Source organism: Furfurilactobacillus cerevisiae (genome assembly GCF_048961765.1).
Taxonomy (GTDB): Bacteria; Bacillota; Bacilli; order Lactobacillales; family Lactobacillaceae; genus Furfurilactobacillus; species Furfurilactobacillus milii_A.
In genome coordinates this window covers 2,617,667-2,630,233 of record NZ_CP185253.1, presented here as the reverse complement: position 1 = coordinate 2,630,233, position 12,567 = coordinate 2,617,667, and the positions used below count along the sequence as shown (strand labels likewise).

The 12,567-nt window shown below is 42.0% G+C and carries 12 protein-coding genes and 2 tRNA genes; 8 read left to right on the top strand and 6 right to left on the bottom strand.

From position 1 onward, the window contains the following. Positions 1-21 precede the first annotated feature (21 nt). Positions 22-399 carry a DUF1836 domain-containing protein gene (locus ABUE36_RS13010; protein ID WP_421016875.1) on the bottom strand — a complete coding sequence of 126 codons (378 nt, stop codon included), beginning with the start codon at positions 397-399 and terminating at the stop codon, positions 22-24. Between the two features lie 169 nt (positions 400-568). Further along, entirely contained in the window at positions 569-1,429 is an 861-nt protein-coding gene (locus tag ABUE36_RS13005) for a DegV family protein (protein WP_161001946.1), read from the bottom strand. A 251-nt stretch (positions 1,430-1,680) separates the two neighbouring features. Between ABUE36_RS13005 and ABUE36_RS13000 the strand changes: the two genes are divergently transcribed. After that, complete coding sequence (locus ABUE36_RS13000) at positions 1,681-2,160, top strand: HIT family protein (protein WP_161001912.1); 480 nt, start codon at positions 1,681-1,683, stop codon at positions 2,158-2,160. A gap of 72 nt (positions 2,161-2,232) precedes the next feature. On the opposite strand, the gene ABUE36_RS12995 is transcribed toward ABUE36_RS13000, so the two are convergent. After that, positions 2,233-3,183 carry an FAD:protein FMN transferase gene (locus ABUE36_RS12995; RefSeq protein ID WP_161001913.1) on the bottom strand — a complete coding sequence of 317 codons (951 nt, stop codon included), beginning with the start codon at positions 3,181-3,183 and terminating at the stop codon, positions 2,233-2,235. Between the two features lie 324 nt (positions 3,184-3,507). Here ABUE36_RS12995 and ABUE36_RS12990 point away from each other — a divergent pair. From ABUE36_RS12990 to ABUE36_RS12970, 5 genes are all read left to right on the top strand, one after another. Beyond that, positions 3,508-3,593 (top strand) — tRNA-OTHER (locus ABUE36_RS12990). A gap of 78 nt (positions 3,594-3,671) precedes the next feature. After that, a tRNA-OTHER gene (locus tag ABUE36_RS12985) sits at positions 3,672-3,757 on the top strand. Positions 3,758-3,907: 150 nt separating this feature from the next. After that, positions 3,908-4,837, top strand: coding sequence for an IS30-like element ISLpl1 family transposase (locus ABUE36_RS12980; protein ID WP_096109805.1), 930 nt, complete (start codon positions 3,908-3,910; stop codon positions 4,835-4,837). A 31-nt stretch (positions 4,838-4,868) separates the two neighbouring features. Next, entirely contained in the window at positions 4,869-6,128 is a 1,260-nt protein-coding gene (locus tag ABUE36_RS12975; protein ID WP_421016874.1) for a peptidoglycan bridge formation glycyltransferase FemA/FemB family protein, read from the top strand. Positions 6,129-6,240: 112 nt separating this feature from the next. Further along, positions 6,241-6,675 carry a GNAT family N-acetyltransferase gene (locus ABUE36_RS12970; RefSeq protein ID WP_161001915.1) on the top strand — a complete coding sequence of 145 codons (435 nt, stop codon included), beginning with the start codon at positions 6,241-6,243 and terminating at the stop codon, positions 6,673-6,675. A gap of 81 nt (positions 6,676-6,756) precedes the next feature. Here the strand turns inward: ABUE36_RS12970 and istB are convergent, their stop codons facing one another. Both istB and istA read right to left on the bottom strand, forming a co-directional pair. Further along, positions 6,757-7,494, bottom strand: coding sequence for an IS21-like element helper ATPase IstB (gene istB / locus ABUE36_RS12965; RefSeq protein ID WP_014386885.1), 738 nt, complete (start codon positions 7,492-7,494; stop codon positions 6,757-6,759). A 9-nt stretch (positions 7,495-7,503) separates the two neighbouring features. Beyond that, positions 7,504-8,727 (bottom strand): IS21 family transposase, encoded by a 1,224-nt coding sequence (istA, locus tag ABUE36_RS12960; protein WP_003555353.1) that lies wholly within the window; start codon positions 8,725-8,727, stop codon positions 7,504-7,506. A 228-nt stretch (positions 8,728-8,955) separates the two neighbouring features. Between istA and ABUE36_RS12955 the strand changes: the two genes are divergently transcribed. Continuing rightward, positions 8,956-9,054: a type I toxin-antitoxin system Fst family toxin gene (locus ABUE36_RS12955; protein WP_017260878.1), complete on the top strand. Its 99-nt coding sequence runs from the start codon at positions 8,956-8,958 to the stop codon at positions 9,052-9,054. A 439-nt stretch (positions 9,055-9,493) separates the two neighbouring features. Here ABUE36_RS12955 and gndA read toward each other — a convergent pair whose 3' ends face one another. Continuing rightward, positions 9,494-10,936: an NADP-dependent phosphogluconate dehydrogenase gene (gene gndA / locus ABUE36_RS12950; RefSeq protein WP_421016873.1), complete on the bottom strand. Its 1,443-nt coding sequence runs from the start codon at positions 10,934-10,936 to the stop codon at positions 9,494-9,496. 319 nt (positions 10,937-11,255) lie between these two features. On the opposite strand from gndA, the gene ABUE36_RS12945 reads away from it, so the two are divergent. After that, positions 11,256-12,434, top strand: coding sequence for a thiolase family protein (locus ABUE36_RS12945; protein ID WP_421016872.1), 1,179 nt, complete (start codon positions 11,256-11,258; stop codon positions 12,432-12,434). Positions 12,435-12,567: the final 133 nt, after the last annotated feature.

Sequence of the window (12,567 nt, the reverse complement as noted above, 5' to 3'; positions counted from 1 at the left end):
CACAGAAGAAAATCAGTTTTTTTATTGTTGATTAGCATCAATTACACGATGCAGAGCCTTTTTAGCGGAGAGCCAAAATAGAAAGGCTTCCAGTGCGTCATAACGAATAACCTCTGCGGCAGACATTTCTTGCTGTTGCTGTTCGGCCAAACGAAAATGTTTGAAGGAGTCGTTAGCAGCTTCTCGATTAAATAGTGTTATGAAATGATCGTAACTTTTTTGCGGTGACTCATTGTCGATGATGTATTGAAGGGCAACTCTAAGCTCTTCAAGCGAAAAAATGTTTTTTAAGAGACCAACAATGATAGCACCTGCTAAATGAATCTTATGATAGCTTTTTTTGTCGGGTGCGACTAGAACGTCAGCCTTAAAGTAATTATGCATCATTGTTTTAGTCACTATATCCGCCGGTAATAGGGCGTAAATACCCATTTGTGAGTTCAATCAGCTGGTCGAGATGAAGGTCGAATCCAGGTAGGTCTGACCAATGTGGCAGAATCATCAAATTATTATTTTCGAATGATTGATTCAATGGCTTTGACATATTAATGGGGCGTCCTTTCTGACATTAACCTACCTGTACCGCGATACCGACAAGTCCGGGACCAGTATGAACGCCAAGGGCAGGGGAAATGTTTCCTGTCTCAATATTAAGTGATGGAAAGCGGTTTTGTAAATCCCCTGTTACCTGATTTAATAGCGGTTCATTGAGACCTTGAGCTACAGCTACCCGCGCGTTTTTGTTGGCGGCGATTTTTTGAGAAGCAAGTTCGACCATTTTCTGGATAGCCTTCTTTTCTGTGCGCGCTTTAGCGATAGCTGTATAAACACCATCTGAATCACAAGTAATAATCGGTTTAATGTTAAGTGCTGCACCAAAGAATCCGGCAACACGGCCGATTCGACCTCCGGCTCTTAGATATTTTAATGTTGGAATATAAATGTAGACGGAACTTTTAGGAACGGAGGCATTGAGCTTATCGATGATTGTGGTAAATGGCAATTGCTGGTCAATGAGCGATTCTGCGTAGCTGGCAAACAGGCCACTACCAACACCAATGTTTTTAGTATCGATAACTACCATTTGCACGTCGTCCTGTGACTCTGCGATCTGTTTGAAAAGGCTGTTGGTTACCGATAGTGCGCCAGATATGGTGATTCCAATGACATGGGTAAAACCGTGGCTTTTTAGTGTTGCGAGGCGATTAATGACATCGCCCATCACGGGGCTGGCAGTTTTAGGAAGCTCTTTAGCAGTGGATTGTAAACGATAAAAGTCATCTGGTTCAATGGTTTCACGGTCGGCGTATGTTTTGCCATCGATCATTAACTGCATTGGCACAGCAACGATGTTTTGATAGTGTGTAAAAATATGTTCAGGCACATCGGAGGCCGAATCTACGAGCAAAGCAATTTTTTCTTCTGTCATCAAGAGTTTACCTTCTTAGTCGTATTTGAAACGATATTGATTTCATTAATATAGTATTGAATACTATATTAATGATCGTGTTTTGTCCAATTTCGGCTTAATTCATTTAATTTTAATAATTGAATAAGAAATTAATTTGAACTCGTCTAGCATTTGAAAATGTGATAATTTACTGATTGAGAAAGTAATTGATGGCATAACTGCGAGTCTCATGGGGAGAGAATCGACATTATATAGAGAGGGTGGATGAAATGATGAACGATAACTGTGAAATTTGCAGACGGATTCAAATGATTAAGGATGGGACGAATCCCTATTTTGTTGCTGAATTATCAACAGGGTATGTAGTAATTGGCGACAATCAGCACTTTAAGGGATACACCTTGTTTTTGTGCAAACAACATGAGACAGAATTGCATTTTTTGCCACGCGATTTTAAAGAGCAATTTTTGCACGAAATGAGTTTGGTAGCGGAGGCTGTTTACGACGCGTTCCATGCTGAAAAAATGAACTATGAGTTATTAGGAAATGGCGACACCCACGTTCACTGGCACCTATTCCCTCGCCGAAAAGGCGATACGAAAACACCGGGGCCAGTTTGGTGGTTAGATCGTAACGTTATGTTCAGTGACGGCAACCGGCCAACACCTGAAGAACTTGACAAGATGAAGCAAACGCTGAAGGCAACACTAACTAAAGTGCTGGCGGCGGATGCTGAAGCGGCAAATTAAATAGAACTCAAATAGCGGCAACGTTCGCCCGAATTACTTCGCGTGAATGTTGCCGCTATTTGTTATCTTTGGTTACTCAATTAATTTTAAACGATGATGAACGATCACTAGATCAACAGTGTCATCATCGTAAACGAAAGCAGCTCCGTAAATATCGTCGCGGTCTTCTCCCCAACCTGGAATTGGTTTGCCCGCAAAGAAAAGCCGCTTCGTTTCTATTTCACACGTGATTGAGTCACGGGCAAAAATAGTGACACCGCTGACGTGTGTTTGCAGGGGATGACCGGTTTCAGGACTCAACAAGTGGTGGTAACGATGACCGTTCTTAACTAAAACGCGTTCGTAGGTGCCTGACGTGACGGCGGAACCAGCTGGCATTAGCACAGTCAGAAGATCCTCACCACGTGCTTTTGTTGGTGCCTGAACGCCAACCAGCCATTGACCATTATCGCGTTTAGGCGAAGTACCGACAAATTCAACGTTTCCGCCTAGGTTGATGATACCTGCTTGCACGCCATTGGCACGCCATAGATCGCGAATGCGATCAGCAATGTAGCCCTTGGCAATACCGCCTAGATCCAGTTCCATCCCTGGCTCAGTGAGGTACACGCTCTGATCGGCGTCATTTAGAATGACATTTGCTCCATTAGACAGTGCTAGCCGTTTGGAAATATCCGTTTCATTGGGAACGTTTGCTCCAGCAAAGCCAATTTTCCAAAGTTTAACGAGTGGTCCAATTAGAGCATTGAAGCCAAAATGTTGGTGGCTCTGCTCAACGGCAGTTTTGATGAGTGCAAACGTGCTTGGGGATACTTGTACAGCATGTTTGCCGGACGCATTGTTGACTGCCATAACTTCGGAAATAGGGGCATTAACGGTTAGCTGTTGTTCGTACAGCTGAATGAGCGCGATGCTGTCATCCAGTACCTTTTCATCTGTCTCACCCATGACCGTTAGCACAATGCGAGTGCCGAGCGCATGGGTTGTTTTTGTTAGTTTTTGCGATGCGAGATTATTAATCATAGTTTGGGTCCTATTGGTTATCTTTCAGTAAGTTCAAAATGTCAGTGTTAATTGATATTATAGGTCGTGGTCGTTTTTACCGTCAATGTCAGTATGGATGAGTACTCAACATTAATAAATTAATAAATAAACTTTGAAGTTTAGTAAAGACACTACTGATATTAACCAGCTAAAAATATTATGCGGTAATATCACAGTGTACCCAAAGAGATAAAGATGTTTCCATTTTTACTAGTCAACGGATGTCTGACGTTTGTGAAATTACCTTGAATCTTCTTTGGAACAGGGTTATATTTTTTTATGGCGGTATTTTTAAGGCCTTATGGAGAGTTACCCAAGTCTGGTTGAAGGGACACAATTTCGGTTGTGAGGTCAGCAATGACGCAGAGGTTCAAATCCTTTACTCTCCTTTATGAATCCATGGTAACGTCGGATTAGCGTTAGTGCCTAGCATTCATATAGTTGCATAATTTAACAGTTGTAAATATGGAGAGTTACCCAAGTCTGGTTGAAGGGACACAATTTCGGTTGTGAGGTCAGCAATGACGCGGAGGTTCAAATCCTTCACTCTCCTTCTTGGGCATCGAAGTTCGGTGCCTTTTTAATATCTAACTTTGTAGTATATAGTAGATTGTAAAATTAATCCGAACGCTGTTCGGACAAAAAAGATCAGCTTCCTTTAAAATGGTGTTTACAACAAACCCATCTTTTAGGAGCTGATCTTTTGTCTAGTATAACCTATTCCGAACGAATTAAAATCGAAACCTTTTGTGAACTAGGGCTGTCCAATATCCAAATGGGCGTTCGGCTGAACCGATCACCGTCAACAATTTCTTATGAATTATCTCGATGTCAACCTTATCAGGCTGAATTAGCACAAACAGATGCCGAATACAAGCGATCACGATGTGGTCGGAAAACTAAGCTGAGCGATGAGTTAAAGCAAACAATTCTCAACCATTTACATCTAAGCTGGTCACCAGGAATGATTGCTCACGAATTTAAACTAGCGACTAAATCTATTTATAATTGGCTAAATCAGGGGAGAATTGGTTTCTCCTTGAATGATCTACCTGAACATGGCGTACGCCAACGGCGTAACGTTGACCAACGATCCAAATATAATCAATCTTTGGGGCGATCGATTGAACAGCGTCCCATGATGATTAATCAACGTAATCGCATCGGTGATTTTGAACTAGATACCGTCGTTGGCCCTCGTGGGCATAGTAAGGCAGTTTTATTAACTTTAATCGATCGCAAATCACGGTTCCTTTGGGCATATCGGTTAAAGGACCGAACGACAGCGAGTGTTAATGAAGCACTGACTAAGTTCCTAACAACTTTTAATGGACCGGTGCACAGTTTTACTGTGGACCGTGGTACTGAGTTTAGTGGGCTAGTATCATTTGAATCACAATATGGTATTAAGACCTATTACTGTCATGCTTATACGCCAGCTGAACGTGGTAGTAATGAACGCTTTAATCGGAATTTACGTTATTTTTATCCTAAGGGGACTCGTTTTGAGCACATTAGTGCTCAAGATTTAACGACGACGTTACTCCAAATTAACCAGAGACCGCTTAAAATACTTGACTGGAAAACACCGTATCAGGTTATGCTGACCAATTTGTCCAAAAATTCGGATTAAATTTGCAATCTACCATATAAAATGAAATGGTGTGAAAACTTTGCAAAAAGTACGCGAATTAACAGTTGAAGAATTCAGAACGTTTGAAGAGAAATGTCCCTATGGTTCTTTTTATCAATCTGTGGAACAGGGTAACTTGATGCTAAAAGAAGGCCATAAAGCGGTCTATATGGGTCTTGTAGAAAACGATCAGATTATCGTTGCCGGATTAATCGTTGGGATGAAGGTGCACTTTGGTTACCGGTTTGACATTTATGGTGGTCCATTGTTTATGCCCGGTTCAGAAACTAAGGCTAATTTAGCTGCTTTTGTAAAGCCAGTTGAAAAATATGTTCGTCAGCAGAATGGGATGTTCTTGCGACTGATTCCTAACTTAGCTTTTAAAACATACAAGGACGATGGCGAACTAATTGCGAGTCATTTTGACACGTTACCTGCATTATTTAAAGAATTAGGATATAACTATCAGAGTTACCACAGCGCTGGTTATGACGAAGCAACTCATGTGACCCATTACGAGTATAAAAAAGACGTTCGTGATATGACGGAACAGACGTTGGAAAAAAGCTTCGACAAGAAAGCGCGCTATAACGTTAAGAAAGCCAAAGAATTTGGTGTTAAGTTACGCGATATTTCTTACGATGAATTACAGGAATTCAAGAAAGATACTGCACTTACGGCTGAACGGTTACACTTCCCAGATAAGTCACTAGATTACTATCAGAATGTGTACCGTGAGTTTGGTAATAAAGTTCGCTTTGTGGTTGCTGAAATCGATTCAAACGAATATATCGATTCGTATCAAAAAAAGATTGCTGCTACCGATGATAAGATTGAAGCGCTCAAACAAAAAAACAAGGGCTACGAACAGCATAAAATCGATGACCTTGAACGTCAAAAGGCTAACCATCAAAAGAAAATCGATGTCGCCAAAGATCTTCAAAAACGTTATCCTGCCAAGTTTAATGTTGCCGGAGCGATGTTTGTGATTCAACCACAAGAAATCGATTACGTATTTAGTTACACGAATGAAGAATTCAAAACGTTCAAGGGTCCATTCATGTTGCAAGATGCCATGATGAAGGCCGCTGTTGACCAAAATATTCCGACGTACAACTTCTTGGGTGTTGCCGGACTCTTCGATGGTAGTGACGGTGTGTTTGAATTCAAACAAGGTTTTAATGGCTACACTGACGAAATGATCGGTGAATTCTCCAAAGTGTTGATTCCATGGCGTTACAAGTTGTTGAACGCTATTAAGACAGTGTTGGGGCGTAGCAAACGTTTCTAAAAAGTTGAGATTTGAAAGATAAAGAAAATAACCGTTTGAAAATTACAAGTTGCACAGTAATTTCCAAACGGTTATTTTAGTAGCGTTAAATAGAATTGAATGGAGAAACAAAATGTCTATTATTTCCCATCATGTTAGGACAGAAGACTATGACGCACTAACTATACTGTGGCGTGAAACGGTTGTAACAACGCATAAATTTTTGAAGGTGGCAGATATTGACCAGATTCAACGAATGTTGCCAGTGTACTTTGATGCAGTTAATTTATTGACATGGTTTGACGGCGAAAAACTAATTGGTTTTTCTGGCACTAAGAATTATAAACTTGAAATGCTGTTCCTGGACGTTCGTTGTCTGCATCAGGGCTACGGAAGTCAAATTTTGGAACGTCTGATCAATGAGGACCACATTCAAACAGTGGATGTTAACGAACAAAATCCTGATGCATTAGCCTTTTATCAACATAATGGGTTTCACATTGCGAACCGTGATGCTGAGGATAATCAGGGACGTTCATTTCCAATTTTGCATTTAAAGTTAACCTAAGTATGCTATCGAGGACAATAAATGTCAAGGGCAGTTTAAAAATGTAGGTTTTCGGCAGAAAGAAATGTAGGTTTTCGGCAGTTACTTGAGGCCACGTAATCGGTAAGATTTACCAGTGATCTTCACTACGTGAACATGATGAACCAAGCGATCGAGAATGGCTGCTGTCACAGTTGGGTTCTGGAAAATATCAACCCAAGCGGATAGATCACTATTGCTGGTAATGATCGTTGAATGCTTTTCATAGCGGGCATTGACTAGCTGAAATAAGAGGTTAGCTTCTTGGTGACCAATTGGCAAATACCCAATTTCATCAATAATTAATAGGTCATAGCGCGAATAGCGGCTTAGAGATCGATCAAGCAGTCCTTTTTCGTAAGCTGCTCTCAATCTAATCAACAGCTCATGACAATTAATAAAGAGAACCCGACAGCCCTGTTTACAGGCCTCAATCCCAATACTAATTGCCAAGTGGGTTTTACCGACTCCCGGATTGCCAATAAAGATTAAGTTTTCAGACTTTTCCATAAAAGCCAGATTCTGGAATTCCAGAACCTCTTGGCGATTCATACTGGGTTGAAAGCTAAAATCAAATGTATCTAGGGATTTTGTATTGGGGAACCGAGCACGGCCAATGGCCCGTGCAATCTGACCTTCGTGTCGATTCTGGAGTTCCGAATTAGTTAAATCAATTAGCGCCTCAGTTAATGACAGATTATCAGTGTGAATTTGATCAAGGTAATTCGGCAAGTATTCACGGATTTTGTTTAACCCTAAGCGCTCAAGATTATTTAAAAGAATTTGATTATTAGTGGTCATGGTAGCCTCCTATAAGTTGTCGTAATCAGTCATATGTTCACGAATGTAAGCTGAAATGTCTTCATCTGTCCGCCCTTTAAGCAAATCAGATTTGAGGATATTGAACTGATCTTGGGGGTCATAATTCAGCGAATTGGTAGTTATGGAGTGCGTACGAATTTCTTCTCCGTTATAATAAATGTGAATGCGCTGCTCATCATTGGAGATTTCAACAGCAACCGTACAACCAATGTATCGCGGATCTACTGAGTACTTACATTTGCGGAAATTGATCATGGCCTCCTTCGAAACGACACGGGTAATGTTTTCTTCGAAGTATGGTTCAAGGAGATTAACTGGAACGCGATGAAGGTACTCTTTTTCTTCGTCTAACCATTTCAGGTACGGGACTTCGTCCGTGGCCTGCGAAGTTTCATGATTTAGATCATCTCGGAGCATATGAACTAGTTCGATTAGCTCAGTTCCATCAGCAAATTCAGTATTGTATGGCCGTAAACGTTCAACCGTGCGAGCAAGGGCTTCAACTGCACCTTTAGTTTGTGGTCTGAATGGTCGACAAGCAATTGGTGTGAAACCGGCATCTTTACAGAATTCGTGGAACCGTTCGTTAAAGACAGCGTGGCCAAACTGGGATTTTGTATGATCCACAACGGTTTTCATATTATCAAACCAGATTTCCGTCGGAATACCTCCGGTATGAAGGAAAGCGTCGTGTAAGCAAGAAAAGAGGGTATCTTGGCTCCGATCAAAGGTTAGTGTCATATATTTGAGTTTTGAATAAGGCAATACATACAAGAAAATATTGAATTTAAACAGCTCACCCTCGCTGCTCACTAGGGCCATTTCTTCTTTCCAGTCAACTTGAGCAGAGAGACCAGGGGAATGTTCAATCCGAATGGTAGCTTTCTTAACTCGTTCTCGGCGGGTTTGGCGACAATAATCTTTCACGAGGGTATAGCTGCCGGTAAAGCCCTTCTTCTGGATAAATTTAAAAATTGAAGCAGCCGAACAATTTAGTTCAAGCTTTGAATCGATGGTTTGCTTGAATGGATCCAGTAAACTTGGCCGTTTCGGTCGACCACTTGGTCGGCCCTTAAGTCCAGCTTTGACTTCCTCATAGGCTTTCTTAACGGTTCGATAATCAACATTATATTGCCGGGCAATCTCGGCGAAGTTAGGCTTAATATTTTCAGTCACGTAAATCGTCACTCCTTCTCTTAAATCACGTCTCACATCAAATTCCTCCTACACTCTGATGTGATTCATGATACAAAAAATGTAGGAAAACCAACAGTTCTAACCTGCCGTTTTCCTACATTTTACGGGTGCCTTTTACACAATAAAGCCAGTGCGCTCAAAACTCACCTGTATTCCTAATCCAATTAAGGCAAACATTCCTGTAAAATCTCTATTGTAGTCGATTCCGGCTCATCGCATAAAAACGGTGAGAGGAGGACGAATATGTTACAAATGTTTTTGACTATTATAGTGGGCCCGCTTGTTGTCGGCGTACTGCTTATCTTATTTAAGCAGTGGTTGGATCGAAATGATAAGTGGTAATCGACTACTAATCTAACCCGTCCGTTTAAGTACATATTATTCGAAAAAAGAACCCCGAAGAGTGGCAGCGCTTCGGGGTTTTGACGAATATGTTACATTTAACTATCGGTGTAAATACAGTTTATCATGTTTTTGAGCAAATGCGAAGTAATAGGGTAAATGTCATTTGAACATGTCTGTGTCAAACACAAGCACATAACTTACCATAGATCATTTGGATAGTTCAGCTAGTAGCCGTTTTAGTGTATGAGACAGGTGAACATTCTTACACGCTGCTATGACTGTCAGTGCCGAGACCAAGGATAATTGATAATCAATTTTAAATAAATAAAAATCCTGTTCACAGTTAAGATTTTAACGTCTTAACTATGAACAGGATTTTTTGTCTAATCTAAATGCATTCAAACAAATAGATTACTCACAACATTTAATCCGAAGTCTATTGTTCTTCGTACCAAGTGTAGTGGAAGTTACCAGGGCGGTCAGTACGTTCGTAAGTGTGAGCACCGAAGTAGTCACGTTGTGCTTGCAACAAGTTAGCTGGCAGAACTTCTGCACGGAAACTGTCGTAGTAAGTGATGGCAGCTGAGAAGCTAGGAACTGGAACCCCAGCCTTAACAGCCATGGCAACAACGTCACGAACTGATTCTTGGTACTTAGCAGCGATGTCCTTGAAGTAGTCGTCGAACAACAAGTTAGTCAGCTTAGGATCCTTGTCAAAGGCATCAGTGATGTTTTGAAGGAAGCCGGCACGGATGATACAACCTGCGCGCCAGATTTGTGCTAATTGACCAAATTGTAAGTCCCAGTCATAAGTTTCAGAAGCAACACGCAATTGTTCGAAACCTTGTGCGTAGCTCATTAACTTACTGAAGAACAAAGCTTGACGAATCTTTTCGATGAATTCTTTCTTGTCACCGATTTCAGCTTTACCTTGGCTCTTAGCTGCTGGTAAGACTTTAGAAGCTTTAACACGTTCGTCCTTCATCATTGAGATGTAACGAGCGTAAACGGATTCAGTGATAACAGATTGTGGTACTTGGATGTTCAAAGCATCTTCTGAACTCCACTTACCAGTACCTTTGTTGTTACCACGGTCCAAGATCATGTCAAGGATAGGCTTTGTCTTGTCGTCGCCTAAGTCATCTTTATGAGTCAAGATGTCGGCGGTGATTTCGATTAAGTAACTGTCCAATTCACCCTTGTTCCATTCTTTAAAGATGTCAGCCATTTCATCAACAGAAATGCCGGCAACGTTACGCATGATGTTGTAGCTTTCGTCGATCAGCTCTTCATCACCATATTCGATACCGTTGTGGACCATCTTAACGTAGTGACCAGCACCGTTAGGGCCGATGTACGCTACACATGGTTTGCCATCTTGAGGTGCCTTGGCAGCAATCTGTTCAAGGATTGGGGCAACTAAGTCATAAGCGGCCTTTTGACCACCAGGCATTAGTGAAGGACCTTGAAGGGCACCTAATTCACCACCGGATACACCCATGCCGATAAAGTTAATCCCGGACTTGTCCAGTTCAGCGTTACGAGCCATGGTGTCGTGGAAGTTAGTGTTCCCACCATCGATTAAAACATCACCCTTGTCGAGTAATGGTAATAATTCTTGAATAACGGCGTCCGTTGGGGCACCAGCTTTAACCATCATCAAAATCCGACGAGGTGTTTCAAGAGACTTAACGAAATCTTCAATCGTATAACTAGGAACTAACTTTTTGTCGCCGTGGTCCTTCATCATGTCATCGGTCTTTGAACGTGAACGGTTGTATACACCTACAGTGAAACCGCGACTTTCAATGTTTAGGGCCAAGTTCTTACCCATAACTGCTAAACCAATAACACCAATTTGTGCTTTTTGATCTGCCATGATAAACCTTCCTTGTTATGTTTTATTGTGAAAATCATTATCATTATGGGCACAAACCCGTTATGTCAACGATGTTCCACAATTGTGAAGAGCAACACTATTACAGCTATTATGGTAGTTGATACGCTTACATTTTTCAACCGCTAGGGGTTCGTTTAATGAAATTAGTTGTGAAATAAATTTACGCGGACAGTTTATAAAACTTGGTTACAATCGTTTGTCATTGTTCTTAAATAATTGCCGTAATATTCGACATCGGTTAGACTTGGAATTACTTGTGAAAAAGAAGCAGTCAAACGGAGTAGAAAGAGGGAGACTCATGGACGACGTTGTTATCGTCAGTGCTGTGCGCACACCTGTAGGAAAAATGGGTGGCGCATTGGCCAGCTTTAGTGCAGTTGAATTAGGGACCTTAGCGGCTAAGGCTGCAATTAAGCGGGCAAACGTTGATCCAAGTATCATTGATCAAACGATTGTCAGCAACGTCTTACAGGCTGGCTCAGGGCAAAATGTTGGTCGTCAAATTGGAATCAACGCTGGCGTTCCGGAAAGCAGCCCAGCGATGACTGTTAATGAAGTTTGTGGATCAGGTTTAAAAGCGATTCGATTGGGTCAATCAGCCATTGTTATGGGTGATGCCGATGCAGTCTTAGTAGTTGGCACGGAAAGCATGACCAATGCACCTTACCTGACGAATGGCATGCGATTGGGGACTAAGTTTGGTGACACAACGATGGTTGATAGCATGGAGCATGACGGCCTGACGGATGCCTTTTCAAATCAGCCGATGGGTGTGACTGCCGAGAACGTTGCAGAGCAGTACCACGTTAGTCGCGAACAACAGGATGCTTTTGCATTGGCCTCACATCAGCACGCAGCCAAAGCCAGTGACGATGGTGCGTTTGCCGATGAAATGCTGCCACTAACCGTTAAAAATCGGCATGGAGAAACCGTTATCGACCGCGATGAAACGATTCGTGAAGATACCAGTCTTGAGAAGCTGGCTAAACTTAAGCCGAGCTTTGAACTGGGCGGTACTGTCACGGCCGGCAATGCGGCGCCACTGAATGATGGTGCTGCTGCCATGATCTTGATGCGTAAAAACAAAGCTGCCGAGTTAGGTTTGAAACCATTGGCGACCATTAGGGGTTATCAAGAGGTTGGCGTTAATCCACAAACGATGGGCTATTCACCGGTTAAAGCAGTCAGCGAGTTACTTGATAAACAGCATCAGACGGTGTCTGATATCGACTTGTTTGAGCTGAATGAAGCTTTTGCAGCACCAAGCGTGGCAGTTGCCCGCGACCTGAAGATTCCGGCAGACAAATTAAATCCAAACGGTGGTTCGATTGCCATTGGTCATCCCCTTGGGGCGACGGGTGTTCGGATCGTAACGACACTGATTTATGCTTTGAAGCATGCCAATCAACATACAGGCGTTGCCGGTTTATGTATTGGTGGCGGACTGGGCATTGCGCTTTCTGTGGAAGTTAATTAAAACCTTTAGTATGAGAGAGCGGGACATCACACGCTTTGGCTTTCTCAGGTAACATAAATCCGGCGTTTATGGGTGTTTTTCCCATGAGCGCCGGATTTATGTTAGATGAGCAAAAGTCAGTGTTATGTCTCGC

What these genes read in the sequence shown, in the direction of transcription:
- gndA (WP_421016873.1), bottom strand. Translation starts at nt 10,936, where the DNA reads ATGGCAGATCAAAAAGCACAAATTGGTGTTATTGGTTTAGCAGTTATG.
- ABUE36_RS12955 (WP_017260878.1), top strand. Translation starts at nt 8,956, where the DNA reads ATGTTACAAATGTTTTTGACTATTATAGTGGGCCCGCTTGTTGTCGGC.
- ABUE36_RS13000 (WP_161001912.1), top strand. Translation starts at nt 1,681, where the DNA reads ATGATGAACGATAACTGTGAAATTTGCAGACGGATTCAAATGATTAAG.
- istB (WP_014386885.1), bottom strand. Translation starts at nt 7,494, where the DNA reads ATGACCACTAATAATCAAATTCTTTTAAATAATCTTGAGCGCTTAGGG.
- ABUE36_RS12970 (WP_161001915.1), top strand. Translation starts at nt 6,241, where the DNA reads ATGTCTATTATTTCCCATCATGTTAGGACAGAAGACTATGACGCACTA.
- ABUE36_RS12945 (WP_421016872.1), top strand. Translation starts at nt 11,256, where the DNA reads ATGGACGACGTTGTTATCGTCAGTGCTGTGCGCACACCTGTAGGAAAA.
- ABUE36_RS12995 (WP_161001913.1), bottom strand. Translation starts at nt 3,183, where the DNA reads ATGATTAATAATCTCGCATCGCAAAAACTAACAAAAACAACCCATGCG.
- ABUE36_RS13005 (WP_161001946.1), bottom strand. Translation starts at nt 1,429, where the DNA reads ATGACAGAAGAAAAAATTGCTTTGCTCGTAGATTCGGCCTCCGATGTG.